This window comes from Actinomycetota bacterium (genome assembly GCA_041658625.1).
Lineage (GTDB): Bacteria > Actinomycetota > JAHEXW01 > JAHEXW01 > JAHEXW01 > JBAZZW01.
This window is the reverse complement of record JBAZZW010000002.1, coordinates 452,535-475,286: the sequence shown is the minus strand read 5'-3', so window position 1 is coordinate 475,286 and position 22,752 is coordinate 452,535. Positions and strand designations below refer to the sequence as shown.

Here is a 22,752-nt window from a genome sequence, read left to right as displayed (position 1 = left end):
GTGAGTTTAGCGAAGAGGTTGGTTGTTGATGAGGCGGTGTCTATAATCGGTTTATGGCTATTTTAAGGATTGTCGCTTTTGGGCTATTCGGACCAATAATAGTTGTTGTGCTGGTATTGTTGGTTAGGCCAATAAGAAACGGGCTGCATGCTTTTGTATATGGCCGGTGGACCGATCGTTATGTGTCATTTTTAAGGAACTTTTGGGTGCCGCGGTTCGGCAGCCGGGGGAAGCACTGGCTGGCGGAGCGATATCACGGCAAGGTGCTGACGCCGGAGCAAGCCGAGGCGATCGTCACCCTTGATCACGACATCGGCGAACAAGAGATCGAGCAGGTTATTCCGTATAAACACGCCAGGAAAATCGTTCTTAACGGGCCGCCGGATATCGCGGCCTATGAATGCGCCTGCCGGGCCTCCCGGCTGGATCCCTGCCGGCCGACACAAGTCTGCATGGTAGTCGGCCAACCGTACGCCGACGCCACCCTTAAACATCATCCCGGGAAGTCGCGGCGTTTAAGCCGCGACGAGGCGTTGGCGCTGCTTAAAGCGGAGCACGAGCGCGGCCATCTTCACTCGGCTTGGTTCAAAGACGCGATGGGAGACCGCTTCTACGCTATCTGCAATTGCTGCAAGTGCTGCTGCGGCGGCATCGAGGCGATGGTCGTCCACGACGCGCCGATGATGATCTCCTCCGGATACGTGGCTGGAATCGACGAAGCGAGCTGTGCCCGTTGCGGCACGTGCGCCGAGATTTGCCCTTTTGACGCGGTTATGACGGACGTGAGCGGCGGCTACACAGTAAATGCCGACGTTTGCATGGGTTGCGCCGTTTGTCAGGGCGGGTGCCCGAACGGCGCGATCGAGTTGGCAAGAGACGAAAGCAAGCCCGCTCCTCTGGACGTAAGGCTTCTGACATGAAAAACAACATCAAGCGGCTTTACGCTTCTGTCATCGTTGACGTCCCGGCCAAAGAGATCGACCGGCCGTTTGAGTATTCGGTCCCGTCGGATATGGCCGACACGATTGCCGTCGGTTCGGTCGCGGTCGTTCCTTTCGCCAGGACGACGAGGCTGGGATATGTCGTCGGCCTGACGGACAGGCCGGTTATGGAAAGGCACCTGGAGATTGAAGGGCTTGTCGAAGAGCTTCCGGTGTTCAGTGAAGCGATGGGAAAACTTGCTATATGGGCGGCGGACAAATATATCTGTTCCATCTCGGACGTCATCAGACTGATGCTGCCGCCGGGACGGGGGCGCCGCTTGAGCCGGCAGCAGGTTGAAGGAAAGTGGACCTACACCATTTCTCAACCTCAAGTCAACGTAAAGACTGAGGAGCACGTCCGGCTGATAGTCACAAAAGAAGAAGCTGGCGAAGCGGCGGCCGGATTGTCCGGCGCCCCGAAGCAGAGGCGCGCTTTGACGGCCTTAAAGGACGGAGAGATGCCGGCGCACCGGATTTATTCTTATCTGGGCATATCACGGCCATCTTTGAAGTCTTTAGAGGCAAAAGGATTAGTCGAGTTTTTCAGGTCATCGACTTACCGGGAGCCGGATTTTACCTACCCAGAGGAACTACCGCTTGATCTTAAATTGACAAAGGATCAGAGCCTGGCGCTGGAGGCAATAAACGAGGGCGCGCGTCAGGGCCAAGGAGTCTTCCTATTGCAAGGCGTGACGGGCAGCGGAAAAACAGAGGTTTATCTTAGAGCTATTGAAAAAATGCTGAAGGCGGGAAGGGGTTCGATTACCTTGGTGCCTGAAATCGCTCTAACGCCGCAAACCGTCGGGCGCTGGCGGACTAGGTTCGGGGATCATGTAGCGGTTTTGCACAGCGGCCTCGGCCTTGGAGAAAGGTATGATCAGTGGCGCCGGATAAAAACCGGCGAATACATGATCGTCGTCGGCGCGCGATCCGCCGTTTGGGCGCCGGTGAAGAACCTGGGCCTTGTTGTTGTCGACGAGGAACAGGAGAACAGCTACAAGCAAGACCGGACGCCGCGATATCACGCCAGAGACGTGGCCATTGAACGGGCCCGGCTGGAAGGCGCGGCCGTTGTTCTGGGCAGCGCTACGCCGTCGATTGAAAGCCGGTATAGGGCCGATAAAAAAGATTACAGTCTATTAATCCTGCCGAAGCGGATCGCCGAACGTCCGATGCCCGAAGTTGAAATTATCGACATGAAGACCGCTCAGCGAGCCGGCCAATCGGGGTATCTGAGCGAGACGCTGCTGAGCGAGCTCACCAAGACCATAGAGCGCAAGGAGAAAGCAATCCTTTTCCTTAATAGGCGCGGGTTCGCGAATTTTGTTATCTGCCGCGACTGCGGCCACGTAATATACTGTACCCGCTGCAACGTCTCCCTGACCTATCATCGGGCGACGAAGACATTGGTCTGCCACCACTGCGGGCACGAAGAACCGGCGCCGTCGGTCTGTCCGGATTGCGGCAGCCGGGGAGTCGGATTCTTCGGCGCGGGCACCGAGCGGATTGATGACGAGCTCAAAGAACTTTTCCCGGAGACCCCAGTGACCAGAATGGACTCGGATACGACCGTCGGCAAGGATTCACATCGCCGCCGGCTGCTCGCCTTTAAGGAAGGAGCCGGAGGAATTCTGCTCGGTACACAGATGATCGCCAAAGGTCTTGATTTTCCGGATGTTACGCTGGTGGGTGTCGTTAACGCGGACACGGCCCTGAACCTGCCCGATTTCCGGGCGGGAGAACGGACATTCCAACTTATGATGCAGGTAGGCGGCCGGGCGGGCAGGGGCAGCCGTCCGGGTCGGGTTCTCGTGCAAACATATAATCCCGAAAACTACGCTGTCAAGGCGCTGGTGGCCGGCGACTACGACGCTTTCTACGAAACCGAAGTCACGCTGCGGGACGCGCTGGACTATCCGCCTTTCAGCGAGTTGATCAACATCGGCTTATCGGGCGCGGCGGAGACCGCGGTGGAGGAGACGGCGGAGAGAATAGCGGCGGATCTTCGCGAGGCCGCCGAAGCGAACGCGGTCACGGGGATCAGGGAGATTCTGGGCCCGGCGCCGGCGCCGATATCCAGGCTAAAGAATCGGTGGCGCTGGCACATCGTCTTAAAAACGGACGGCACCTCGGGCCCGCGCGACTATCTGCGAGAACATTTGCGATTACCCTCGACAAAGAACAAAAAGGACGCCGTTACGGTGATCTTCGACGTCGACCCGGTTTCACTGCTTTGATACTGGGCGCTGCTGTTTGTTATTCTAGAAAGCAAGGAAGGTGAGCCGGATATGTCCTTATCTATTAACAAGCTTGGCGACCCGGTGCTACGTTGCCCGTCGAAAACCGCGGATTTCCAATCGGACGAGCTCCAGGAAATCGTTAGTAAGATGTGGGAGACGCTGGAAGATGTCCGGGGATTAGGATTGGCCGGCCCCCAGATAGGCATCTTGAAAAGGATTTTCGTCTATGACCTGGGCGAAGGCAGGGAAGTCCTGATTAACCCGGAAATCGTCTGGCAAAGCGATGAGACCGTGGAAGACACTGAAGGCTGCCTGAGCATTCCGGACAGCGAGATGAAGGTAACTCGCGCGGCTAAGATAAGGATAAAAGGTCTCGATCTCGAGGCCCGTGAACGGGAGATAGAAGCGGAAGGGCTTACAGCCAGAGTCTTTCAGCATGAGATGGACCACTTGAACGGGATAATGATCATCGACCGCACCAGCGACGAGGAACGCCGCGAGGTCATGAAGAAAATAATCGGGAGGGATCGGCGATAGCCCGTCTAGTTTTCATAGGGACGGGGGATTTCGCGGTCCAGCCGCTGGCCGCTCTGGCAGTCGGAGACCACGAAGTTGTAGCTGCCGTATCGCAGCCGGACCGGCCGCGAGGCAGAGGCCTTCATCCCGAACCGACACCCGTAAAGACATACGCTCAGCAGGCGAATATTCCGGTCTGGCAACCTGAGACGCTTAAGGAACCTGCCGCCAGGGACAGGATGCTTGCCTGGAATCCCGACATCATTGTTGTCGCCGCTTACGGAAAAATCCTGCCCGACTGGGTCATGACAGACCCGCCTTTGGGCGCCATCAACATACACGGCTCAATATTGCCGGCTTATCGGGGAGCGGCGCCCATTCAAAGGTCGATCATAAACGGTGATGCCAAGACCGGCGTAACCATACTCAAGGTCGCGCCTGAAGTAGACACTGGCGATATTTTACTGAGCGCGGCCACGGATATCGAAGCCGACGAAACTGCCGGGGAGCTTTTCGCCAGGTTATCCGCCATAGGAGCCGGCTTGATCTCCGAAGCCATCGACCTGATCGAGTCGGGACGCGCCGACTGGCGAACCCAGCCCGGAGAGGCCACCTACGCGCCGAAAATTGACAAGGCGGAAGCGCGCCTGGACTGGACGCGCGACGCTATATCGCTTAAGAACCTGGCGAGAGGGCTTAATCCGAACCCCGGCGCCTATTTTTTCAAACAGGGCGCTCGCGTTAAGCTTTGGCGGTCGGCAGCCCTGCCTGATAACGCAGGACGGAGGCCGGGGGATATAATCGAACTAATGACGGCCGGCCCGGCTATCGCCTGCGGGGAAGGAGCGCTGTTGCTGACAGAGCTTCAACCGGCCGGAAAAAGCCCGATGACGGGCGCTGAGTTCGTCCGCGGATACCGGCCGCGGCCGGGCGATATGTTAGAATAGAAACACGATGTTTTTCTTTGACCCCATTTATCTGTTATTTATGGCGCCGGCGCTTATATTTTCCTTGTACGCGCAGTTCAAGGTGAAGTCGGCATTCAAAAAATACTCGAAGGTCGCGCCTCGCTCGGGTTTAACGGGCGCGCAGGCCAGCCGCCATTTGCTAGACACCAACGGTTTGCAGGACGTGGCCATAGAAGCTATCCCGGGAAACCTGAGCGATAACTATGACCCTAGAACACGAATCCTAAGGTTGTCGCCCGACGTCTACGAAGGAAAATCGTTGGCGGCTGTGGGCGTCGCGGCCCATGAGGCCGGGCACGCTCTCCAAGACGCGCATGGCTATTGGCCGATGAAGATAAGGGCCGGCCTGGTGCCGGCGGCAAATTTCGGCTCGCAGATGGCCTTGCCGCTTTTCTTTATCGGTTTACTGACCGTCGGCTGGTTTAGGTCGCCCCTTGGATATTTGATTATGAACGTGGCTATCATAGTGTTCGCCGTCGCGGTTGTTTTTCAAATAGTGACCCTCCCCGTGGAGCTTAACGCCAGCCGCCGGGCGATGGCGGGTTTGAGCGACGGCGGTATCATAACCCAAGAAGAATACGGGCCGACCAGAAAGGTGTTGAGCGCGGCGGCGATGACGTATATCGCGGCGGCGGCGACGGCCATAATGACTTTAATATACTTGATTATCAGACGCGGTGAGTAACCGGCCGGTTAAAGGAGATTACGAATTGTCCGAACACGACCGGTTTATGAGACGCGCTATCGAACTTGCCGTACGCGGCAAAGGTATGACCAGCCCGAATCCGGCTGTCGGCGCCGTCATCGTCCAAAACGGTGGCATAGTCGGGGAAGGCTGGCATGAATACGCGGGCGGCGCTCACGCCGAGGTCAACGCCATCAAGGCGGCCGGACGGGCGGCTTACGGCGGCACGATGTACGTAACGTTGGAGCCGTGCAACACCTACGGGAAGACCCCGCCATGCACCCAAGCGGTCAGCGAAGCCGGTCTAAACAAGGTAGTCATCGGCGCATACGATCCGAACCCGGCGGTTAGCGGACGGGGCGTCACGGCGCTTCGGGCGGGCAACGTAGAAGTCGAGGAAGGACCCTTCAAAGAGGAAATCACTCGTTTGAATGAAGGCTATAATAAACATATTAGCGGCGGCCTGCCGTTTGTGACCTTGAAAACGGCGATGAGCCTGGACGGCAAGATCGCTACGCGAACAGGCAGCTCGCGTTGGATTACTTCGGAACCGGCCAGACAGATGGTTCACCGGATGAGGGGCGAGAGCGACGCGGTCGTGACAGGCATCGGAACCGTGATCGCCGACAATCCGCGGCTCGACGTCAGGCTGGAAGATTTTAAAGGCACGCAACCCGTCCGGGTGGTCATTGACGGCCAAGGCAAGATTCCGGAAGACGCGCTGGTTGTTACCTCGGCCCAAGAAACTCTGACCATCGTCGCGACGACCGAGCTGATGTCGCTGGACAAATCGCAGAGGTTAAGCGACGCGGGCGCGGAAGTCGTTATGATCCCCAGGATCAACGGACGGATCGATCTAAACAAGTTGCTTCGGGAACTGGGGGCGCGGGACATGTGCTCGGTTCTTTTGGAAGCCGGTTCCGCCCTGGCGACGGCGTTTATTCAGGAAGGGCTGGTCGACAAGTATGCTATATTTATCGCGCCTAAGCTGATCGGAGGCGAGGGGGCGCCCGGACTGCTGGGCGGCCTGGGCGTCGACGACGTAAACAAGGCCATCAAGCTGCGCTTCTTCGACTTTAGGCAGGTCGGCGACGACATATATGTCGAGGCGTATCCAGCTTAGATAAAGGAACAGGGGAAGAAGAGAATATGTTTTCCGGAATCATCGAATATCTTGGAAAAACCAATAGGGTCGACACGGGCGAATCTCCCAAACTTGTCGTCGACGCGCCCGGGTTTTTAAAGGACGTCGGCATCGGGGACAGCATTTCCGTCAACGGTGTTTGCTTAACCGTTACCGAGCTTAACGACAAGGATGGCTTCGCGGCCGACGTTATGCCGGAGACGCTGAGAAAAACCGACTTGGGCGAACTCAAAACGGGAAGTCCGGTTAATTTGGAGAAATCCCTCATGATCGGGGATAGACTTGGCGGCCATTTTGTCAGCGGCCACGTCGATACGGCCGGACGCGTTGCCGAGATGCGCGAGGAGAAAAATGCCATCGTCATGAAGTTCACTATGGATGCTTCGTTAATGGAGTTCGTCGCTTCGAAAGGTTCGATAGCCATCGACGGCATCAGCTTGACCGTTATCGATATCGGTCCGGACTGGTTTACGGTGTCGCTTATCCCGCACACTTTGAAGATGACCACCTTGGGCAGCAAACAAGTCGGTTCAACTGTGAATATAGAGGTGGATATGCTGGCTAGATATATCAGGAAGCAACCATGAGCGGATTTGCCACAATAGAAGAGGCTTTAGCCGACATCAAGAAGGGCAAGTTAATAATAGTCACGGACGACGAGAGCCGTGAAAACGAAGGAGACTTCGTCATGGCCGCGGAGAAGGCTACTGCGGCCGCCATTAACTTTATGGCCAGGCACGGCCGCGGATTGATTTGCCTGCCGGTAGAAGGGGCGCGGCTGGACAAGCTTAAGATACCCGTGATGGTCCAGGATAATACATCCGCCCAGGAGACCGCGTTTTACGTAAGCATAGGCGCCAAATCCAAGATTACAACAGGTATTTCCGCCCATGACCGGGCGGAGACCGTCAAGGCTGTGGTCAATCCGAAAACAAAACCGGACGATTTAAGCCGGCCGGGCCATGTTTTTCCGTTGCGCGCCCGGGACGGGGGCGTTTTGAAACGGGCCGGACACACGGAAGCGGCTGTTGACCTGGCGCGTCTAGCCGGTTTGTATCCGGCCGGCGTAATCTGCGAAATCATGAAAGAAGACGGCACTATGGCCAGGGTGCCGGAACTTAAGAAGGTCGCCGCGGAGCACGATTTGAAGATGATTACCATCGCCGACCTGATTGAATACAGGCGGCGCAAAGAAAGGTTGATCGTCAAGGAAGCCGAGGTCGAGGCGCCGACAAGGTTCGGCCTCTTTCGCGCCTTAGCTTACCGGTCGCTTCTGGACGGCAAAGCCCATCTGGCGATGATAAAAGGCGATATCAGCGGACAGAAAGATGTTCTTGTCAGAGTACACTCTGAGTGTTTGACCGGCGACGTTTTCAAATCGCTAAAGTGCGATTGCGGCGACCAGCTTGAGGCCGCGCTCGAGTTGATCGAGAAGGAAGGCACAGGCGTTCTTCTGTATATGGCCGAGGAAGGCCGGGGCATAGGCCTTCTTAACAAACTAAAAGCATACGAGCTTCAAGACCAAGGCCAGGACACAGTCGAAGCCAATCTGTCTCTCGGTTTTCCCGCCGACCTGCGCGATTATGGAATAGGGGCGCAAATTCTGGCCGATCTCGGGCTGACAACCATCAGGTTGATGACGAACAATCCGCGAAAGATCGTCGGTCTCGAAGGTTACGGATTAGAGGTAACCGAGCGGGTGCCGTTGAAAGTAAAGGTTCACAAAGGCAATGTCAGATACCTAAAAACCAAGAGAGATAAGCTGGGGCACCATCTCAGCGAGGATGACTTAAAGATTTAGAGAGGCCTTAAAAGAAGCATGGCAACTGAGAAGATGTTTACGTCGGAAAACATACCGGACGGATCAGGTATGAATATCGCGGTCGTCGCAGCGCGTTTTAACGCTGAGATAACCGAGGCTTTGACCGCCGGCGCCTTGGACGCTCTGAAGATGGCCAAGGCCAAAAACGTCAAACTTTTTAACGTACCCGGCTGTTACGAGTTGCCACTGGTTGTTAAGAAGCTGGCGGAATCCGGTCGTTATGACGCTGTGGTCGCGTTGGGAGCGGTGGTTCGCGGCGAGACTCCGCACTTCGATTACGTTGCGGCGGAGACGGCCGCCGGGCTGGCCAGGGCCTCTTACGATACGGGGGTGCCCGTCTCTTTCGGCGTGCTGACGACCGACGATGTCGGGCAAGCCAAGGACCGGGCGGGCGGAAAGCACGGCAACAAGGGCGCCGACGCCGCCTATACGGCCGTTGCCATGGCCCGGACATTAAAGTCGCTGGACTAGGCAGGTTTAATCGCTTTACAGTATGCGTAGCCAGGCTATAGAATAGAGCTTGAGGGAGGACATATTGAGCCCGGAAAACATCGACAAAAACAGGCTGGCTGATGAACTGTCCGGCATGGACGACAAGGAACTTAAGAATATGCTGGACAAGCTCTATCGGGAAGAGGAGAAAATCTCTTACCGTCGCCGCGTGATACACGGCAAGATCGACGTCCTTCGGGCGGAACTGGTCCGCCGCTTGAAAACCAAGCAGAACAAAGGCGAGAAGCTGTTCACCCGTTCTGACATCGATCGTTTGAGCGAGATTCTGGCCGGTGAGGCCGCCGGCACCAGTCCTGACGACACCGACGAAGACCTCTTTTAGACGCCGCCGAAATAGAGACGGATGCAAACGGCGATTATAATCATAGCGGCTATAATCATTATCGCCGGTATAACCGTCAGATCATATATCCACTACTACGAATACCACGGTCTGGGGCCGCAGGAAGGTGTTTGGAGAGGTGGCCCCAGTGACAAAAAGATCATTGCTCTCACCTTCGACGACGGGCCCAGCCCCGAATACACACCGCGTATTCTTGACATTTTAAGAGAAAAACAAGCTAAAGCAACCTTTTTTATGACCGGCTCGATGGTCGAGGCGTACCCTGAGATCGCGGCTCGGGCCGTGGCGGAAGGACACGATGTCGGCAACCATACTTATCACCACGTAAATCTGGTTTTCCTGAAAGGGGATGCTTTGGTCCGTGAGATAGAGATGGGCGAGCAAGCGCTGACGGCGGCTTTGGGGCGCAAGCCGGTTTTATTCCGTCCGCCGCGAAGCATATTGCCCAACGAAGCCAGAAAGGTACTTTTGTCAAAAGACTATTCCATTATCATGTGGACCGCGAGCGCGGCTGATTGGATGAACCTTGGCCCGCAACATATCTTACGCCGGCTAAGAAAGACCATAAAACCGGGCGCGGCGCTTCTTTTTCACGACGGTGGCGGGGTCGTCAAGAAAGACGGAGGCAGCCGAGAAGGTACGGTTTTGGCTTTGCCGTTAGTTGTCGATATGATCAGAAGCCAAGGATATGAGCTGGTCACAATAACAGAAGTGCTGAACGCTGAAGAATGAATATAATTGCGCCGACAAGGTCTGTTTAGTACAATGGAAGCGCCTTATCTAAACCTATAGTATATCTTTTGTCTTATCAGCGAACGGAGGCGAATATGGAGCAAGAACACGGGCTGCGAGCGGCCATTAAAAAGATCCTCGACGAAGCTTCGATCAACGTAGCCGAAGAAAGGGTTCTTCACTACATCATAAGGGAGCTTCACCAGGGCCGAAATGTTAACGCTATACTGAACGACCCCTATGTCAGAAATCGGGTCAACGAGGCCCAGATAGACAAAGTACTTGACGATCCGGAAGTCTTGAAAGCCATTGAGGAGGAACTGAGCAAAGCTTTCAAGGATTGGGATTTTAAGTTCGCCGAATAAGCGAGGGGATAAGTCATGAAATGTCACGCGTGCGGTAAGGACAACGAGGCAGACACCAGGTTTTGCGCAGATTGCGGCGCCGCCTTGATGAGTGAATCGCCTGAAGACACGACCATCATCTACTCTCCCCACGAGGTTGAGATCGAACGGAAAGAAGACAAGGTCGTTCTGTCCATCGACGAGCTCAGAGCGGACGTCCCGGTTTTGATGATCCTAAACGGACCGAACAAAGGCGAGGCGTATCGCCTGGAAGGCACAGACGTGCTGCTCGGCCGGCATCCGGAAGCGGACATTTTCCTATCGGACATAACCGTGTCTCGTGAGCACGCCAGGATCGTGCGCGAGGAAGACGACTACGTTCTTTATGACAACGGCAGCTTGAACGGCACCTATCTGAACCGACAAGAGATCGAGAGGGCGGTTCTGAACGACCAGGACGAGATCCAGGTGGGGAAGTTCAAAATGATGTACCTAATCCCGCGTAGCGGCGCATAGGAGGGGACAAGACAGTGGGCAGCAGAACTCTTAAGAAGGGTTACTTGAGCATCGGCGCGGTTGTAGATTCGCTAATAAAGGAGTATCCGGACCTAAGCATAAGCAAGGTCAGATACCTGGAAGACGAAGGGTTACTGAATCCCAAGAGGAGCAAAGGCGGCTATCGCCGCTTCACGGAAGCGGACATTGAAACGCTGGGCTTGATCCTCCGCTTGCAAAAAGAGCAGTACCTTCCACTCAAAGTGATCAGGGATAAGGTCAGGGAACTCGCCAAAGGCCGCTTAAGTCCGGCTGACTTGCTGACGGGTAAGGACGAGAAGACCGAGGTAACTCACGACCTGACGGATAAAGGCAAGACCATGACGATGGAAGAGGCCTCCGAAGCGGCCGGTTTGAGCGCCAGGGAGATCAACGAACTGATGCAGTACGGGCTGGTGGAAACCCAAGAGGGTGAGAAGGGAAAGGCTTTCGACGCCGGCAACGTTCGCGTCATGCACCTCGTTAGGAGTATGAGCCGTCACGGAGTTGAACCCAGACATCTCAAGATGTACGAGAACTTCGCCGAGCGCGAAGCGTCGTTCTTAACGCAGATTATTGCGCCTACCCTGCAGCAAAGAAGCGAGGATGCCAGGGACCGGGCTGTAGAGACACTGGAAGACCTGGCGGCTTTGGCCAAAGAACTAAGGGAAACACTCCTTACCAACAAACTGCGCGACGCGATCGACTAAAAAGCGATGGGCGCGACGAGCTTCGAGGTCAGACTGGCCAAAGAGACGGTCGAAGCGTATGTCCGCGATTGTCGCATAATGGATCTTCCGGCTGACATCCCAAGCAGCTCCGCTGCTCCTCGCGGCGTGTTTGTCTCCATTAAAGAAGAAGGTTGTCTGCGAGGCTGCATCGGGACGATTGAACCCCAACAGGAATCGGCGGCAGCCGAAATCATTCAAAACGCTATTTCAGCCGCGGTTGGCGACCCCAGATTTATACCCGTAACGGAAGACGAGCTTGACTCATTGGAGTATTCGGTCGATATTCTTGGTCTACCGGAGCCGATCAAGTCGACGGCGGAACTCGATACGGCGATATACGGCCTTATCGTGGAAGCGCGAGGCCGGAAAGGGTTGCTTCTGCCCGATATCGAAGGCGTTGACAGCGTTGAAGAGCAGCTAAGCATATGCCGACGGAAAGCTGGTTTGACCCCTGGAGAAGAGGTTAAGATGTATCGTTTTACCGTGACAAGGTATAGATAAACATGGCTATGGTTGAATCGTTGGTATTAGCTATCGTTGGGCCGACGGCTTCGGGCAAAAGCGCAGTCGCTATGATCCTCGCCGAACGGCTCGGCGGCGAGGTTGTTTCGGCCGACAGTATGCAAGTCTATAGAGGCATGGATATAGGCACGGCCAAACCGCCGACAGAGGTCCGGGAAAGAGTTCGGCATCACCTGATCGACATCATGGATCCATCCGAGAACTGCACGGCGGCCTTGTTTCAAAGCTTGGCCCGGGCGGCGATCGAGGATATTATTGAGCGCGGCAAGATACCGATAATTGTGGGCGGGACCGGCTTGTATGTTAGCGCCGCTGTAGACAATCTGCATTTCCCGCAAACACAAGAAACAAGCGAGGTAAGAATGAGGCTGCAAGAGGAAGCGGAAGAACTGGGTGCTTTCAAGCTGCACAGCCGGCTAAGGGAAATAGATCCGGTCGGGGCGTCGAACATCCACGTCAACAACACCAGGCGTGTCATTCGGGCGCTTGAGGTTTATGAATTGACCGGTAAAAAATACAGCGACGTAGCCGGGTCTTTCAAGAAAAGGCGGTCGTTATACGACACGGTTTTTATGGGCTTGGACTACGAAAAAGAAGAACTGAAACGGCGGATTGCCGTTAGGACGAACCGGATGATAGAAAAAGGCTGGGTTGAGGAAACCAGGCAGCTGTTTGCCGGAGACCGCCTTATCAGCCGTAACGCGGCCCAGGCGATAGGTTATGCGACGCTCAAACAGTATATAGACGGACATCTGACAATGGACGAGGCCGTCGAGCAAGTAATTAAGACGACGTCCGCCTACGCCAAGCGTCAGATGACTTGGTTCAAGGCGGATCCGCGAGTCGTCTGGTTGGAGCCGGATGTTAAAGACGGCGCGGCGGAACTCGCGGATGAGGTAGTATTGTACTTAAAATCAATCGGCAAAGGAGTATCTTGATCTCACCGGGGTTGGAGTTTGTCAAGGCCGAGGCCTTGAGAAACGATTTTGTTATTATTGATGGTTTATACGGGAAGATAGAGATAAAAGGAGACGACGCGGTCCGTTTATGCGACCGGCGGGCGGGCATAGGCGCAGACGGTGTCCTGCTGTTGGAGAAGGCGGACGGGGCGGATTTCGCGATGATCGTCCTAAACGCCGACGGCAGCGAAGCGGAAATGTGCGGTAACGGGATACGCTGCGCGGCCAAGTACGTCTATGACACCGGTTTCGCCCGCCGGCAAAAGATGCGCGTCATGACCGGAGCCGGTTTGATGACCGTGGAAATAAGGGAGGCGGACGGAGACAAGGCCGTCCTGATGCGCGTCGATCTCGGGTCGCCCGAATTCAAGATGATCGAGGAAAGCCTTCCTGTCGGTTATGACGAGCTGATAGTGACCGCGCTGGATATAGGCAATCCGCATGCCGTCGTATTTGTCGATGACGTTAAGGAGACGCCGGTGGTTACAATCGGCCGGCTGATTGAATGCCACAAAGCCTTTCCCGACCGGACCAACGTTGAGTTTGTGGAGGTAACGGGCCCCGGCTCGCTCAATATGCGCGTTTGGGAGCGGGGCGCGGGCGAAACCTCGGCCTGCGGCACCGGCGCGGCCGCCAGCCTGGCGGCCGCCGCGAAAACGGGGAGAACCGAAAAACAGGCGACGGTCGCCCTGGAGGGCGGCAATTTGTTGGTCGAGTGGGCTGAGGACGGTAAATTATATATAGAAGGCGGAGCGAACCTTGTTTACCGCGGAAAAATGGGAGGGATTTAGCGCAACATGGATAGGCTTTGGGCGCCGTGGAGGATTAAATACATCGAAACAGGCAATGTGGACGGCTGTATATTTTGCGTAAAGCCCGGCCAGGGCGAGGAAAACGACGCCGCGAATTTTATCATCCATCGAGGAGAACACGCGTTTGTCCTCTTAAACCTCTATCCGTATATAGGCGGGCATACAATGATCGCGCCATATAAGCATACGGGCAACCTGGAGGATTTGTCGGACGCGGAGATGCTGGAGCTGTTTTCCCTCGTCAGGAGGGTGATGGCAACGCTCAAGAAGGTTTTTAATCCGGACGGCTTTAATGTGGGCATGAACATCGGCGAAGCGGCCGGCGCGGGATTCGGGGACCATATCCATGTTCACGTGGTTCCTCGTTGGGCGCAGGACACCAATTTCATGCCTGTCCTGACAGACACCCGGGTTATATCGGAATCTATGGAAGAGACATACGAAAGGTTGGAAAAAGCGTGGAAATCGCCGACAGAATAAAACATTTGCCACCTTATCTGTTCGCTGAAATCGACAGGAAGATCGCCGAGAAAAAGGCGCAAGGGATCGACGTCATCAGTTTAGGCATCGGCGATCCGGTCGAACCGACGCCGCCGCACATCGTCGAGGCTATGTGCCGGGCGGTAAAAGACCCGGCCAATCATGGTTATCCTTCGTATTTCGGCCTGCCAGCGTTTCGAGAGGCGATAGCGCGCTGGTACGACAAAAGGTTCGGCGTCAGGTTGGACCCGGAAACCGAGATTTTGCCTCTCATCGGCAGCAAAGAAGGCTTGGCACACATATTCACGGCTTTGGTCGATCCGGGAGACGTCGCCCTGGTGCCGGACCCCGGCTATCCGGTATACGAGATCGGCTCAATGTTGTCCGGAGGGCAGGCTGTCCATATGCCATTGCTCGCCCATAGCGGATTCAACCCGGACTTCGACCTAATCGAACAGGGGGCGGCCGAAGAGGCGACGATCATGCTTTTGAACTATCCAAATAATCCAACCGCGGCGATCGCGGGAGAAGCCCTTTATCGTCGCGCCCTAACCTTCGGGAGCGAGCACAAAATCGCCGTTTGCCACGATTTCGCTTATTCGGAGATCACCTTTGACGGATACCAGCCGGTCAGCATCCTGGCCGAACCGGGCGCGATGAAAACGGCCGCGGAATTTCACAGCTTATCAAAGACCTACAACATGACCGGGTGGCGGATAGGCTGGCTGGCCGGTTGTCCGGAAATCATCGAAGCGCTGGGCCGGGTAAAAACCAACATCGACTCGGGTATTTTCAACGCGATACAGCTGGCCGGCGTGGCCGCCCTGGACGGACCGCAGGAATGCGTCGAAGAGATGCGGCAGATTTACCAGCGGCGCCGGGACAAGACGGTTGACGTACTACAGGCGGTCGGGGTTAAGGTGGAACGGCCGAAAGCGACGGTATTCGTCTGGGCGCCGGTTCCCGAAGGACATACGTCATCCTCATTCGCCACGCTGGTTTTAGAGAAGGCGGGCGTCGTAGTCTCTCCGGGCAACGCCTACGGGCCGTCCGGAGAAGGCTATGTAAGACTTTCGTTAACGGTCAAGGACGACCGCCTCGAGGAGGCTCTCGATCGAATACAGCGTCACCTCTAAAGAAAGAGCCCTACTCGTCGGGATAAAGCTGCCGAGGGCGACAGAAGAACAAATCACCGGTTCGCTGGCGGAACTAAAGGCGTTGACCGAGACGGCCGGTGACGCCGTCGTCGAAACCGTCATCGAGAACCGGGACTCCATCCATCCCCGCACTTTCATCGGTCCGGGCCAAGCCGAAGAATTGGGCCGCCTGGGCAAGAACCTAAAAGCGGACGTCTTGATATTCAACGAAATACTGTCGCCCAGCCAGCAGCGAAACATCGAAGACGCATCGGGGATCCGAGTCGTCGACAGGACGGGCGTCATTCTGGATATTTTCGCGCGCCACGCGCGCTCCAAGGAGGGCGCGATTCAGGTCGAATTAGCCCAGAACGAATATCGGCTGCCCAGACTGCGAGGCAAAGGCCTGGAAATGTCCCGGATGGCCGGCGGCATAGGAACCCGGCGGGGACCCGGAGAGATGAAACTCGAAATCGACCGCAGGCGCGTCCAGTCGCGGATCAGACACTTAAAAAAGGAACTTGATCAACTGGTGAAAGTGCGCGCGACGCAGAGCAAGCGGCGCAAGAAACGGGGCGTGTTCGAGGTCTGCCTGGTCGGATACACCAACGCCGGTAAATCCACGCTGTTAAACAAGCTAACCGGCGCTGACGTCTTGGTCGAAGACAAGCTTTTTGCCACACTGGACAGCACGACCCGCAAACTCGCGGTGCCGCCGCTGCCTAAATTCGGCAGCGGGGAGATCGTCCTGTCGGACACCGTCGGTTTCATCAGGAAGCTGCCCCACGAACTAGTGGCGGCTTTCAGGTCAACCTTGGACGGCGTGAGGGAGGCAGACCTGCTTCTCCATGTTATCAATCTCGCTGATCCGGCTTGGCGGGCGCAAGCGGCCGCGGTCGAGGACGTTTTGGACGGTATTGGCGCCGGTCATGTGATAAGGCTGAACGTGTTCAACAAAATGGATAGAAGCGAACCGGAAGAGCTGGGGCGAATTAAACGCGAGTATCCGGAAGCGGTTTTCGTCTCAGCGTTGACGGGCGCCGGGTTGGACGATCTGGTAGGGGCGATAGCGAACAAGGCCTCCAAGGGCAGAATCAGAGTCAGCCTTTATATCCCGACCGCCGAAAAAGGCTTGCTGGAGAAGATATACGCGTCTTCGGAAATAATTATGGAGAACCAGGCCGGCGACGGATTGGCGATCGTCGCCGACGTGCCCCGGCCGTTGTTGCCGGAGCTGACCAAATACACGGGTTACAGAGACGCGTCAGTCGACCCGCCTGAGGACGGCGATGATCTTACCGAGGACTGACGCTTCTTTGGTAAGAATCGGCTTCATCCCGCTGTTGGCTGGTTCCAGGCGGAACTGGGTGCGTTCCTTGTAAAAACGCTTCACCGTCGCCGAGTCTTCGACCATGACCGCCGCTATCTCACCGTTTTCAACCGTCGATTGATTTCTGACAACCACGTAGTCGCCGTCTAAAATACCGGCTTCAATCATGCTTTCGCCGGCTACGCGGAGCATGAAGCAGTCGCGGTCGCGGGTAAATTCGGGCGGCAAGGGGATATATTCCTCGATGTTTTCCTCGGCCAGAAGCGGCTCGCCGGCGGCGATCCGGCCGACCAAAGGCACCTCGGTTACCTTGCGGCTATCGGGCGTATACGGGGCGCCTTGGTCCTTCACGACGCCGATGGCCCGGGGAAGGGCTTGGCCTCGTTTCAGGTAACCTTTCTTTTCCAGATTCGTAAGATGGGCGTGAACGGTCGATGAGGACGACAAGCCTACCGCCTGCCCGATCTCCCGGACGGAAGGCGGGTAACCGTGTTTCCTTACCTCGCTGATAATAAAACGCAAGATCTCTTTCTGGCGCTTTGTCAGTTTGTCCTTTTCCATCGGACCTCCTTGGTCTTGTATTCGGCCTTGGCAAAACTGTAACACATGATATACTTAAAAAGCAAACAAACGTTCGCATTAATAACCGGAATAAATTCTTAGGAAATATTTCTTTTTTGCGTTGACAAACACAATATGTAGTGTCTATAATGGTCAGGCGGTCACAAAATATTGTGATTGCAGGTCAGACGGGGAGCGGCTGATATGAAATGTCCGTACTGCGGAGACCCGGAAAGCAAAGTGGTCGATTCAAGGCCTTCGGATGAGAACGACGCCATCCGCCGGCGCCGCGAGTGCCTCAAATGCTCCAAACGCTTCACGACCTTTGAAAAGATTGACGAGGTTCCCATTACCGTCATCAAGAAGAACAACGAAAGGGAACCGTTCAATACTCAAAAACTCCTCGACGGGTTACTGCGAGCGACCATTAAAAGGGAAGTCCCGCGGGACAGCCTGGAACGCGTCGTGTCGGACATCGAAAACGAAATCAGAAATCAGTTCAAGCACGAAATAACAAGCGACGAGATTGGCGATATGGTCTTAAGAAGGCTTAAGAAGATAGACAAGGTGGCCTACGTAAGGTTCGCATCTGTTTATAAAGACTTTAAGGACGAAGGCGAATTCGTCCAAGAGATAGAAAAGGTCCGCAAAAAGTAAGGACAGGGCAGGGAGGCGACAGCTTATGAGTTCAGCGGCAAGCAGCATCAGCGTCGTAAAAAGCGCGGTGCGGGAGGGCGATGCGACAGATATCGCCCTGATGGTGGCGACGACCAGCAAGTCCGAAGTTAACAGCTGGGACCGGTCGAAAATCGTGAATTCTCTAATCCTCGAGACAGGCGCCAGCGCGGACCTGGCTGAGGGGATCGCGGCTACGGTCGAGGCTAAGATCGTCGAAAGCAACTTCCGCCGCGTCACGACAAGCATCATCCGTGAGCTGATCGATATCGAACTTCTTGAGCGCAACCTGCCCATGATGCACAAGAAGCACAGCCACATCGGTTTGCCGATGTACGACGTGGAACAGATCATCTTCAACGCCAACAAAGAGAACAGCAATACGACACACAACCCGGAAAGCATCAATCTCACGTTGGCCGAGACGATATTAAAGGAGTTCGCCCTCCGGAAAGTATTCACCGAAGATATCGCGCAAGCGCATATGGTCGGGGACATCCACCTTCATGATTTAGGTTTTATTGTCAGGCCGTACTGCGGCGGCCACTCTCTGGAATATGTCAAGAAGTACGGCCTCAGCCTGCCCAACATAACCAGCGTCTCCCGTCCGGCCAAGCACCCCGAGGTTTTGATCGGCCATATGGTCAAGATGGCTTCGACGCTGCAGTCTCATTACGCCGGCGCGGTCGGGTGGGAAGCGGTCAACATGTTTTTCGCGCCGCTCCTGATGGACCTGCCGTACGAGCGCGTCAGGCAGCTGGCCCAGATGCTGATCTTCGAGTTCAACCAGCTGGCCGGCAGCCGCGGCGCCCAGGTCACGTTCACCGACTTCAACCTGTATTACGGCGTGCCTCGTCACTTTGAGGAAACCCTGGCCCTCGGTCCCGGCGGCAAGTATATGAGGGGTGAGAAAGGCGATCTGGAATACCTTGACGAGCCGGCGGAAGGCTGTTTGACCTATAAAGACTTTGAGGAGGAAGCTAACACCTTCTTAAAGGCCCTGTTCGACGTGTATATGGAAGGCGACGTCACCGGCAAGACATTCGTCTTTCCGAAACCGCTGCTCCATATCAACGACAAGATGTTCGAGACGCCGGGGCATGAAGAATTTCTCGACCTAGCCTGCGAAGTCGCGTCCAAGCAGGGAATAACGTATTTCGTATTCGACCGCGGCGAGTCCTGCACGGTCAGCCAGTGCTGTCGATTGAAACTCAAGCTCGGCGAGCAAGATCTAAAAGAAACCAAGACGCCCGAGAAAATGCGTTTTTCAGCTCTGCAGAACGTAACCATAAACCTGCCGCGCATCGCCTATAAGGCCCGCGGCAACGAGGAGAAACTGCACCTCGAGGTGGAAAGGGCGATGGATCTGGTCGCCAAATCGCATGTTCAGAAGCGGGATTTCGTCACCCAGCTTGTCGAACTAAAAGAATTCGGGCCGCTGAACATGTTCAGCGCGACACAGGACGGCTCGCCCTATTTAAGGATGGACCGCATGACGTATCTTTGCGGGCTTCTCGGCTTAAACGAGCTCGTCGAGTCCTTTACCGGCAGTCAGCTGCACGAGTCCGACGAGGCGCTTAAGTTCGGCCTGCGCGTTATCGCCAAGATGAATCTGGAGGCTAAGAAGCTTAGCGAAAAATACGGCATCAGGATAGTGCTGGAGGAGTCGCCGGCCGAATCGTCCGGTTACCGCCTGGCCAAACTGGACATGAAGTACTTCGAGAACGAAACCCGGAAGGTCGTCAAGGGAAATCCGGACACGCCGAACTATTACTACACGAACAGCATCCATTTAGCAGCCGACGCTCCCGTCGACTATATCGACAGGGTCAAGAAGCAGAGCCTGTTCCATCCGCTGATCGAGGCGGGCGCCATAATTCACATCTGGTTGGGCGAGCACGAGCCGGACCCCAAGGCCATCAAGTCTTTCGTTATGAAGACGTTCAAGAACACCGAAGCCGAGCAGATCGCGTTCTCGCCGGAGTTCACGGTCTGTGAGGACTGCCGGACGACGACTCGCGGACTTAAAGACACCTGTCCGAATTGCGAATCGACCAACGTCTACGGCATCACCAGGATCGTCGGATATTACTCCAAGGTGCCGACTTGGAACGTCGGCAAGGTCACGGAACTGAAAGACCGGATCCGAACCGGTCTGAGAAGCGAGGTGACCGCATCATGAAAATAAAGCTTTTTTGGAAAGAAGAATGCCCCAAATGCCCCGAAGCGAAAGCGCTTCTGGACGGCGCCCCCAACGTTGAACTCTATAACCTCGACGACATAGACGGCCTGGCCGAAGGCGCCTTTTACGGGGTGATGGCCACGCCGTCAATCATCGTTTGCGAGGACAGCGGCCGGGAACTGACGTCGTTCAGGGGAGAGGTCCCCAGCCGTCAGCAGATGGCGGAATGGATCATCAACTAACATGACCAAAACTGACGTAGAAACGCGCCTGGACGGCGCCGTTAAGGATTATATACCGGCCAGCATGCTGGATTGGGAAGGGAAGGTAGCCTCAGTTCTGTTTATTGGCGGCTGCAACTTCTCCTGCGCGTTTTGCCATAACCCCGAGCTAATAAGACATCCCGAGAAGCTCAAGTCCGTTTCTTTCGATGAGATAACCGATTATCTGACCGACAAGCAGGGCTGGATTGACGGAGTGGTGATTACGGGAGGGGAGCCGACGCTCACGCCGAGCCTAAGGGATATCATCGAGAGGATTCGATTTCTGGACCTTCCCGTAAAATTAGATACCAACGGCTCTCGTCCGGACATTCTGGCGGATTTAATTTCCGAGGGCTTGTTGGACTATGTGGCGATGGACATAAAAGCCGTATTTGATAAATACGGTTCTGTTACAAACTCTCAAATCAGTCCACTTACAATAGAAGAAAGTATAAACCTTATAATTAGGTCTAGGATTCATCACGAGTTCAGAACGACCGCTTATCCGGCCGCGGTTACTCTTGTCGATATTGTCGAAATATCTGATTATCTAGGCAATATGTCTGCTGAGCGTTACGCGATTCAGCAGTTTAGAAACGATAGAGTTCTCAATGAAGAGGCCGCGAAAGTAAAACCTTATTGGATCAAGGACTTGGAGCGGGCCGCAGAGGAATGTAACAAAAACCTACCCACAAAACTTCGATAGAATAAAATCATAAAGGAATAATATGGGTATAGAATATAATAAAGAATTACATATTGAATTGCTCCGTGACGAAATTATTTTGACGCGGGAAGAACTTTTACATAAATATGAGACCCATAATACCTTTTGTGAAATTGTGAACGAGGTACACTCAACAATCCGCTTGGATGAGCTCCGGAAAATCGCCAAGAACACTATCGAAAACATGCTGAAGCTGGACACATACGCGCTGATGGTGTGGGACAGCCGCGAGAAGACGTTCATCATCATGGAGAGCAAAAACATGGGCGAGCACGACGAGGCGGAAGCTATCCAGAAACTCGAAAGCATAAACAAGATGAACATAGACAAGGCTGAGCTGTCGGATCACGTCTATCTGCCCTTAAACGAAGGCAAGGTGATCTTGGGCGCCTTGTGTATTCCGGTAGACGATTATCCGTCGGCGGCCCGCGGCAACGGGGAGGTACTGAGGCTGGCGGTCAACCAGCTTACCAAGGCGATCGAAAACTCGGTTGTCTACGAGGAGGCCAAGAGGCGGGCCATCACCGACGAGAAGACAAGACTTTTCAACTTTAAGTATCTTACAGAGCGGCTCGACAACGAGATAAAGCGATCGTCAAGACACAGGCACAAGCTAGCCGTATTGATGGTAGACATAGACGATTTTAAAACCATTAACGACACTTACGGCCATGTCAAAGGCGACGAGGTCCTCGCGGAAACCGCGGATGTGCTAACGAGAACTTGCCGTGACATCGACATCATCGCGCGCTTCGGCGGCGATGAATTCACAATAATTATGCCCGAGAACAGTCTTGTCGGAGCGAGGGCGCTGGCAGAGCGGATAAGGGACAAAATCAGACGGTATCGTTTCGATACGGGACACGGCTTTGACGCCTCCATCACGGTTAGCGTCGGCATCGCGGGCTACCCGGAGCACGGTAAACACACGGCAAAACTGGTTAAGCGCGCTGATCAAGCCCTTTTAGAAGCAAAAGTAGCGGGGAAGGACCGTATTAGCGTAGCCGTGATCTCTGCGGAAGACGAGGATGAGCTGAACTAATGGAGATCGAGGTCAAACTGCTCGAAAGCGGCGCGGAGGTGCCTGTCTACGCCCACGACGGAGACGCAGGCTGCGACCTGCGAAGCTCCGTGGACATTGTGCTGGAACCGGGCCGGCGCGCGATGGTACCGACCGGTCTGGCTTTGGCGATACCTGAGGGTTACGCGGGTTTCGTTCAACCCAAAAGCGGCTTGGCGGCCAAACACGGCATCGGCGTCGTTAACGGGCCCGGTTTAATAGATTCAGGCTACCGCGGCGAGATCAAGGTCATATTAATCAATTTCGACGATTCTGAGCCGTTTAAGATCGCGCGGGGCGACAAGATTGCGCAGCTGGTCATCCAAAAGGTCACTAAAGCCTCTTTTAAGCCTGTTGAGGAGCTATCCGACACCGTCCGGGGCGATGGCGGCTTCGGCAGCACCGGCGTCTGAACCATCCCTTGAATCACTTCGCATAATAGATGTTATGTTAACTAACTTGTTTGAAGTGTTAGTTAACATAACATAGG

27 protein-coding genes are annotated in these 22,752 nt (G+C 55.1%); 26 read left to right on the top strand and 1 reads right to left on the bottom strand.

The window, feature by feature from the left end; all coding sequences use genetic code 11:
• Positions 1–53: 53 nt before the first annotated feature.
• The 20 genes from WC891_07315 (at position 54) to hflX (ending at position 16,773) form a co-directional block, all read left to right on the top strand.
• Entirely contained in the window at positions 54–920 is an 867-nt protein-coding gene (locus WC891_07315; protein ID MFA5867752.1) for a 4Fe-4S binding protein, read from the top strand.
• On the top strand, positions 917–3,220 hold the full coding sequence (priA, locus tag WC891_07310) for a primosomal protein N' (GenBank protein MFA5867751.1): 2,304 nt from the start codon (positions 917–919) through the stop codon (positions 3,218–3,220). Before WC891_07315 ends, priA begins: the two co-directional genes overlap by 4 nt.
• A gap of 51 nt (positions 3,221–3,271) precedes the next feature.
• Positions 3,272–3,760 carry a peptide deformylase gene (def, locus tag WC891_07305; GenBank protein MFA5867750.1) on the top strand — a complete coding sequence of 163 codons (489 nt, stop codon included), beginning with the start codon at positions 3,272–3,274 and terminating at the stop codon, positions 3,758–3,760.
• The gene (gene fmt, locus WC891_07300; GenBank protein MFA5867749.1) at positions 3,757–4,686 is read left to right on the top strand and encodes a methionyl-tRNA formyltransferase; all 930 of its coding nucleotides are present in this window, start codon (positions 3,757–3,759) and stop codon (positions 4,684–4,686) included. Before def ends, fmt begins: the two co-directional genes overlap by 4 nt.
• A gap of 7 nt (positions 4,687–4,693) precedes the next feature.
• A complete protein-coding gene (locus WC891_07295; protein ID MFA5867748.1) occupies positions 4,694–5,392 on the top strand; it encodes a zinc metallopeptidase in 699 nt (232 codons plus the stop codon).
• Between the two features lie 25 nt (positions 5,393–5,417).
• Entirely contained in the window at positions 5,418–6,515 is a 1,098-nt protein-coding gene (gene ribD, locus WC891_07290) for a bifunctional diaminohydroxyphosphoribosylaminopyrimidine deaminase/5-amino-6-(5-phosphoribosylamino)uracil reductase RibD (GenBank protein MFA5867747.1), read from the top strand.
• Positions 6,516–6,541: 26 nt separating this feature from the next.
• Positions 6,542–7,123 carry a riboflavin synthase gene (locus tag WC891_07285; GenBank protein ID MFA5867746.1) on the top strand — a complete coding sequence of 194 codons (582 nt, stop codon included), beginning with the start codon at positions 6,542–6,544 and terminating at the stop codon, positions 7,121–7,123.
• Entirely contained in the window at positions 7,120–8,337 is a 1,218-nt protein-coding gene (locus WC891_07280; GenBank protein ID MFA5867745.1) for a bifunctional 3,4-dihydroxy-2-butanone-4-phosphate synthase/GTP cyclohydrolase II, read from the top strand. Before WC891_07285 ends, WC891_07280 begins: the two co-directional genes overlap by 4 nt.
• Before the next feature lie 33 nt (positions 8,338–8,370).
• Positions 8,371–8,829 carry a 6,7-dimethyl-8-ribityllumazine synthase gene (ribH, locus tag WC891_07275; protein ID MFA5867744.1) on the top strand — a complete coding sequence of 153 codons (459 nt, stop codon included), beginning with the start codon at positions 8,371–8,373 and terminating at the stop codon, positions 8,827–8,829.
• 64 nt (positions 8,830–8,893) lie between these two features.
• Positions 8,894–9,193 (top strand): hypothetical protein, encoded by a 300-nt coding sequence (locus WC891_07270; GenBank protein MFA5867743.1) that lies wholly within the window; start codon positions 8,894–8,896, stop codon positions 9,191–9,193.
• 21 nt (positions 9,194–9,214) lie between these two features.
• Positions 9,215–9,946: a polysaccharide deacetylase family protein gene (locus tag WC891_07265; protein MFA5867742.1), complete on the top strand. Its 732-nt coding sequence runs from the start codon at positions 9,215–9,217 to the stop codon at positions 9,944–9,946.
• 95 nt (positions 9,947–10,041) lie between these two features.
• Positions 10,042–10,311, top strand: a complete 270-nt coding sequence (locus WC891_07260; protein MFA5867741.1) for a hypothetical protein — start codon at positions 10,042–10,044, stop codon at positions 10,309–10,311.
• Positions 10,312–10,326: 15 nt separating this feature from the next.
• Positions 10,327–10,806 (top strand): FHA domain-containing protein, encoded by a 480-nt coding sequence (locus WC891_07255; protein MFA5867740.1) that lies wholly within the window; start codon positions 10,327–10,329, stop codon positions 10,804–10,806.
• 14 nt (positions 10,807–10,820) lie between these two features.
• Positions 10,821–11,534: a MerR family transcriptional regulator gene (locus tag WC891_07250; protein MFA5867739.1), complete on the top strand. Its 714-nt coding sequence runs from the start codon at positions 10,821–10,823 to the stop codon at positions 11,532–11,534.
• Positions 11,535–11,540: 6 nt separating this feature from the next.
• Positions 11,541–12,056 (top strand): AmmeMemoRadiSam system protein A, encoded by a 516-nt coding sequence (gene amrA, locus WC891_07245; protein ID MFA5867738.1) that lies wholly within the window; start codon positions 11,541–11,543, stop codon positions 12,054–12,056.
• Between the two features lie 2 nt (positions 12,057–12,058).
• Positions 12,059–13,015: a tRNA (adenosine(37)-N6)-dimethylallyltransferase MiaA gene (gene miaA, locus WC891_07240; protein ID MFA5867737.1), complete on the top strand. Its 957-nt coding sequence runs from the start codon at positions 12,059–12,061 to the stop codon at positions 13,013–13,015.
• On the top strand, positions 13,012–13,827 hold the full coding sequence (gene dapF / locus WC891_07235) for a diaminopimelate epimerase (GenBank protein MFA5867736.1): 816 nt from the start codon (positions 13,012–13,014) through the stop codon (positions 13,825–13,827). Before miaA ends, dapF begins: the two co-directional genes overlap by 4 nt.
• Positions 13,828–13,833: 6 nt before the next feature.
• The gene (locus tag WC891_07230; protein ID MFA5867735.1) at positions 13,834–14,328 is read left to right on the top strand and encodes an HIT domain-containing protein; all 495 of its coding nucleotides are present in this window, start codon (positions 13,834–13,836) and stop codon (positions 14,326–14,328) included.
• Positions 14,307–15,464, top strand: a complete 1,158-nt coding sequence (locus WC891_07225) for an LL-diaminopimelate aminotransferase (GenBank protein MFA5867734.1) — start codon at positions 14,307–14,309, stop codon at positions 15,462–15,464. Before WC891_07230 ends, WC891_07225 begins: the two co-directional genes overlap by 22 nt.
• Entirely contained in the window at positions 15,442–16,773 is a 1,332-nt protein-coding gene (gene hflX, locus WC891_07220) for a GTPase HflX (GenBank protein ID MFA5867733.1), read from the top strand. Before WC891_07225 ends, hflX begins: the two co-directional genes overlap by 23 nt.
• Here hflX and lexA read toward each other — a convergent pair.
• Positions 16,729–17,355: a transcriptional repressor LexA gene (lexA, locus tag WC891_07215; protein ID MFA5867732.1), complete on the bottom strand. Its 627-nt coding sequence runs from the start codon at positions 17,353–17,355 to the stop codon at positions 16,729–16,731. The genes hflX and lexA overlap by 45 nt on opposite strands.
• 204 nt (positions 17,356–17,559) lie before the next feature.
• On the opposite strand from lexA, the gene nrdR reads away from it, so the two are divergent.
• The 6 genes from nrdR (at position 17,560) to dut (ending at position 22,675) form a co-directional block, all read left to right on the top strand.
• Positions 17,560–18,012 (top strand): transcriptional regulator NrdR, encoded by a 453-nt coding sequence (nrdR, locus tag WC891_07210; protein MFA5867731.1) that lies wholly within the window; start codon positions 17,560–17,562, stop codon positions 18,010–18,012.
• Between the two features lie 25 nt (positions 18,013–18,037).
• The gene (nrdD, locus tag WC891_07205; GenBank protein MFA5867730.1) at positions 18,038–20,212 is read left to right on the top strand and encodes an anaerobic ribonucleoside-triphosphate reductase; all 2,175 of its coding nucleotides are present in this window, start codon (positions 18,038–18,040) and stop codon (positions 20,210–20,212) included.
• On the top strand, positions 20,209–20,454 hold the full coding sequence (locus WC891_07200) for a thioredoxin family protein (protein ID MFA5867729.1): 246 nt from the start codon (positions 20,209–20,211) through the stop codon (positions 20,452–20,454). The genes nrdD and WC891_07200 overlap by 4 nt, the downstream gene beginning before the upstream one ends.
• A 1-nt stretch (position 20,455) precedes the next feature.
• The gene (locus WC891_07195) at positions 20,456–21,181 is read left to right on the top strand and encodes an anaerobic ribonucleoside-triphosphate reductase activating protein (protein ID MFA5867728.1); all 726 of its coding nucleotides are present in this window, start codon (positions 20,456–20,458) and stop codon (positions 21,179–21,181) included.
• Positions 21,182–21,317: 136 nt separating this feature from the next.
• Complete coding sequence (locus WC891_07190; protein ID MFA5867727.1) at positions 21,318–22,244, top strand: GGDEF domain-containing protein; 927 nt, start codon at positions 21,318–21,320, stop codon at positions 22,242–22,244.
• Entirely contained in the window at positions 22,244–22,675 is a 432-nt protein-coding gene (dut, locus tag WC891_07185; protein ID MFA5867726.1) for a dUTP diphosphatase, read from the top strand. The genes WC891_07190 and dut overlap by 1 nt, the downstream gene beginning before the upstream one ends.
• Positions 22,676–22,752 lie beyond the last annotated feature (77 nt).

Coding starts and splice junctions, on each gene's coding strand:
- WC891_07315 (MFA5867752.1), top strand. CDS start 54: ATGGCTATTTTAAGGATTGTCGCTTTTGGGCTATTCGGACCAATAATA.
- priA (MFA5867751.1), top strand. CDS start 917: ATGAAAAACAACATCAAGCGGCTTTACGCTTCTGTCATCGTTGACGTC.
- def (MFA5867750.1), top strand. CDS start 3,272: ATGTCCTTATCTATTAACAAGCTTGGCGACCCGGTGCTACGTTGCCCG.
- WC891_07295 (MFA5867748.1), top strand. CDS start 4,694: ATGTTTTTCTTTGACCCCATTTATCTGTTATTTATGGCGCCGGCGCTT.
- WC891_07285 (MFA5867746.1), top strand. CDS start 6,542: ATGTTTTCCGGAATCATCGAATATCTTGGAAAAACCAATAGGGTCGAC.
- WC891_07280 (MFA5867745.1), top strand. CDS start 7,120: ATGAGCGGATTTGCCACAATAGAAGAGGCTTTAGCCGACATCAAGAAG.
- ribH (MFA5867744.1), top strand. CDS start 8,371: ATGTTTACGTCGGAAAACATACCGGACGGATCAGGTATGAATATCGCG.
- WC891_07265 (MFA5867742.1), top strand. CDS start 9,215: ATGCAAACGGCGATTATAATCATAGCGGCTATAATCATTATCGCCGGT.
- WC891_07260 (MFA5867741.1), top strand. CDS start 10,042: ATGGAGCAAGAACACGGGCTGCGAGCGGCCATTAAAAAGATCCTCGAC.
- WC891_07255 (MFA5867740.1), top strand. CDS start 10,327: ATGAAATGTCACGCGTGCGGTAAGGACAACGAGGCAGACACCAGGTTT.
- amrA (MFA5867738.1), top strand. CDS start 11,541: ATGGGCGCGACGAGCTTCGAGGTCAGACTGGCCAAAGAGACGGTCGAA.
- miaA (MFA5867737.1), top strand. CDS start 12,059: ATGGCTATGGTTGAATCGTTGGTATTAGCTATCGTTGGGCCGACGGCT.
- WC891_07230 (MFA5867735.1), top strand. CDS start 13,834: ATGGATAGGCTTTGGGCGCCGTGGAGGATTAAATACATCGAAACAGGC.
- lexA (MFA5867732.1), bottom strand. CDS start 17,355: ATGGAAAAGGACAAACTGACAAAGCGCCAGAAAGAGATCTTGCGTTTT.
- nrdR (MFA5867731.1), top strand. CDS start 17,560: ATGAAATGTCCGTACTGCGGAGACCCGGAAAGCAAAGTGGTCGATTCA.
- nrdD (MFA5867730.1), top strand. CDS start 18,038: ATGAGTTCAGCGGCAAGCAGCATCAGCGTCGTAAAAAGCGCGGTGCGG.
- WC891_07200 (MFA5867729.1), top strand. CDS start 20,209: ATGAAAATAAAGCTTTTTTGGAAAGAAGAATGCCCCAAATGCCCCGAA.
- WC891_07195 (MFA5867728.1), top strand. CDS start 20,456: ATGACCAAAACTGACGTAGAAACGCGCCTGGACGGCGCCGTTAAGGAT.
- dut (MFA5867726.1), top strand. CDS start 22,244: ATGGAGATCGAGGTCAAACTGCTCGAAAGCGGCGCGGAGGTGCCTGTC.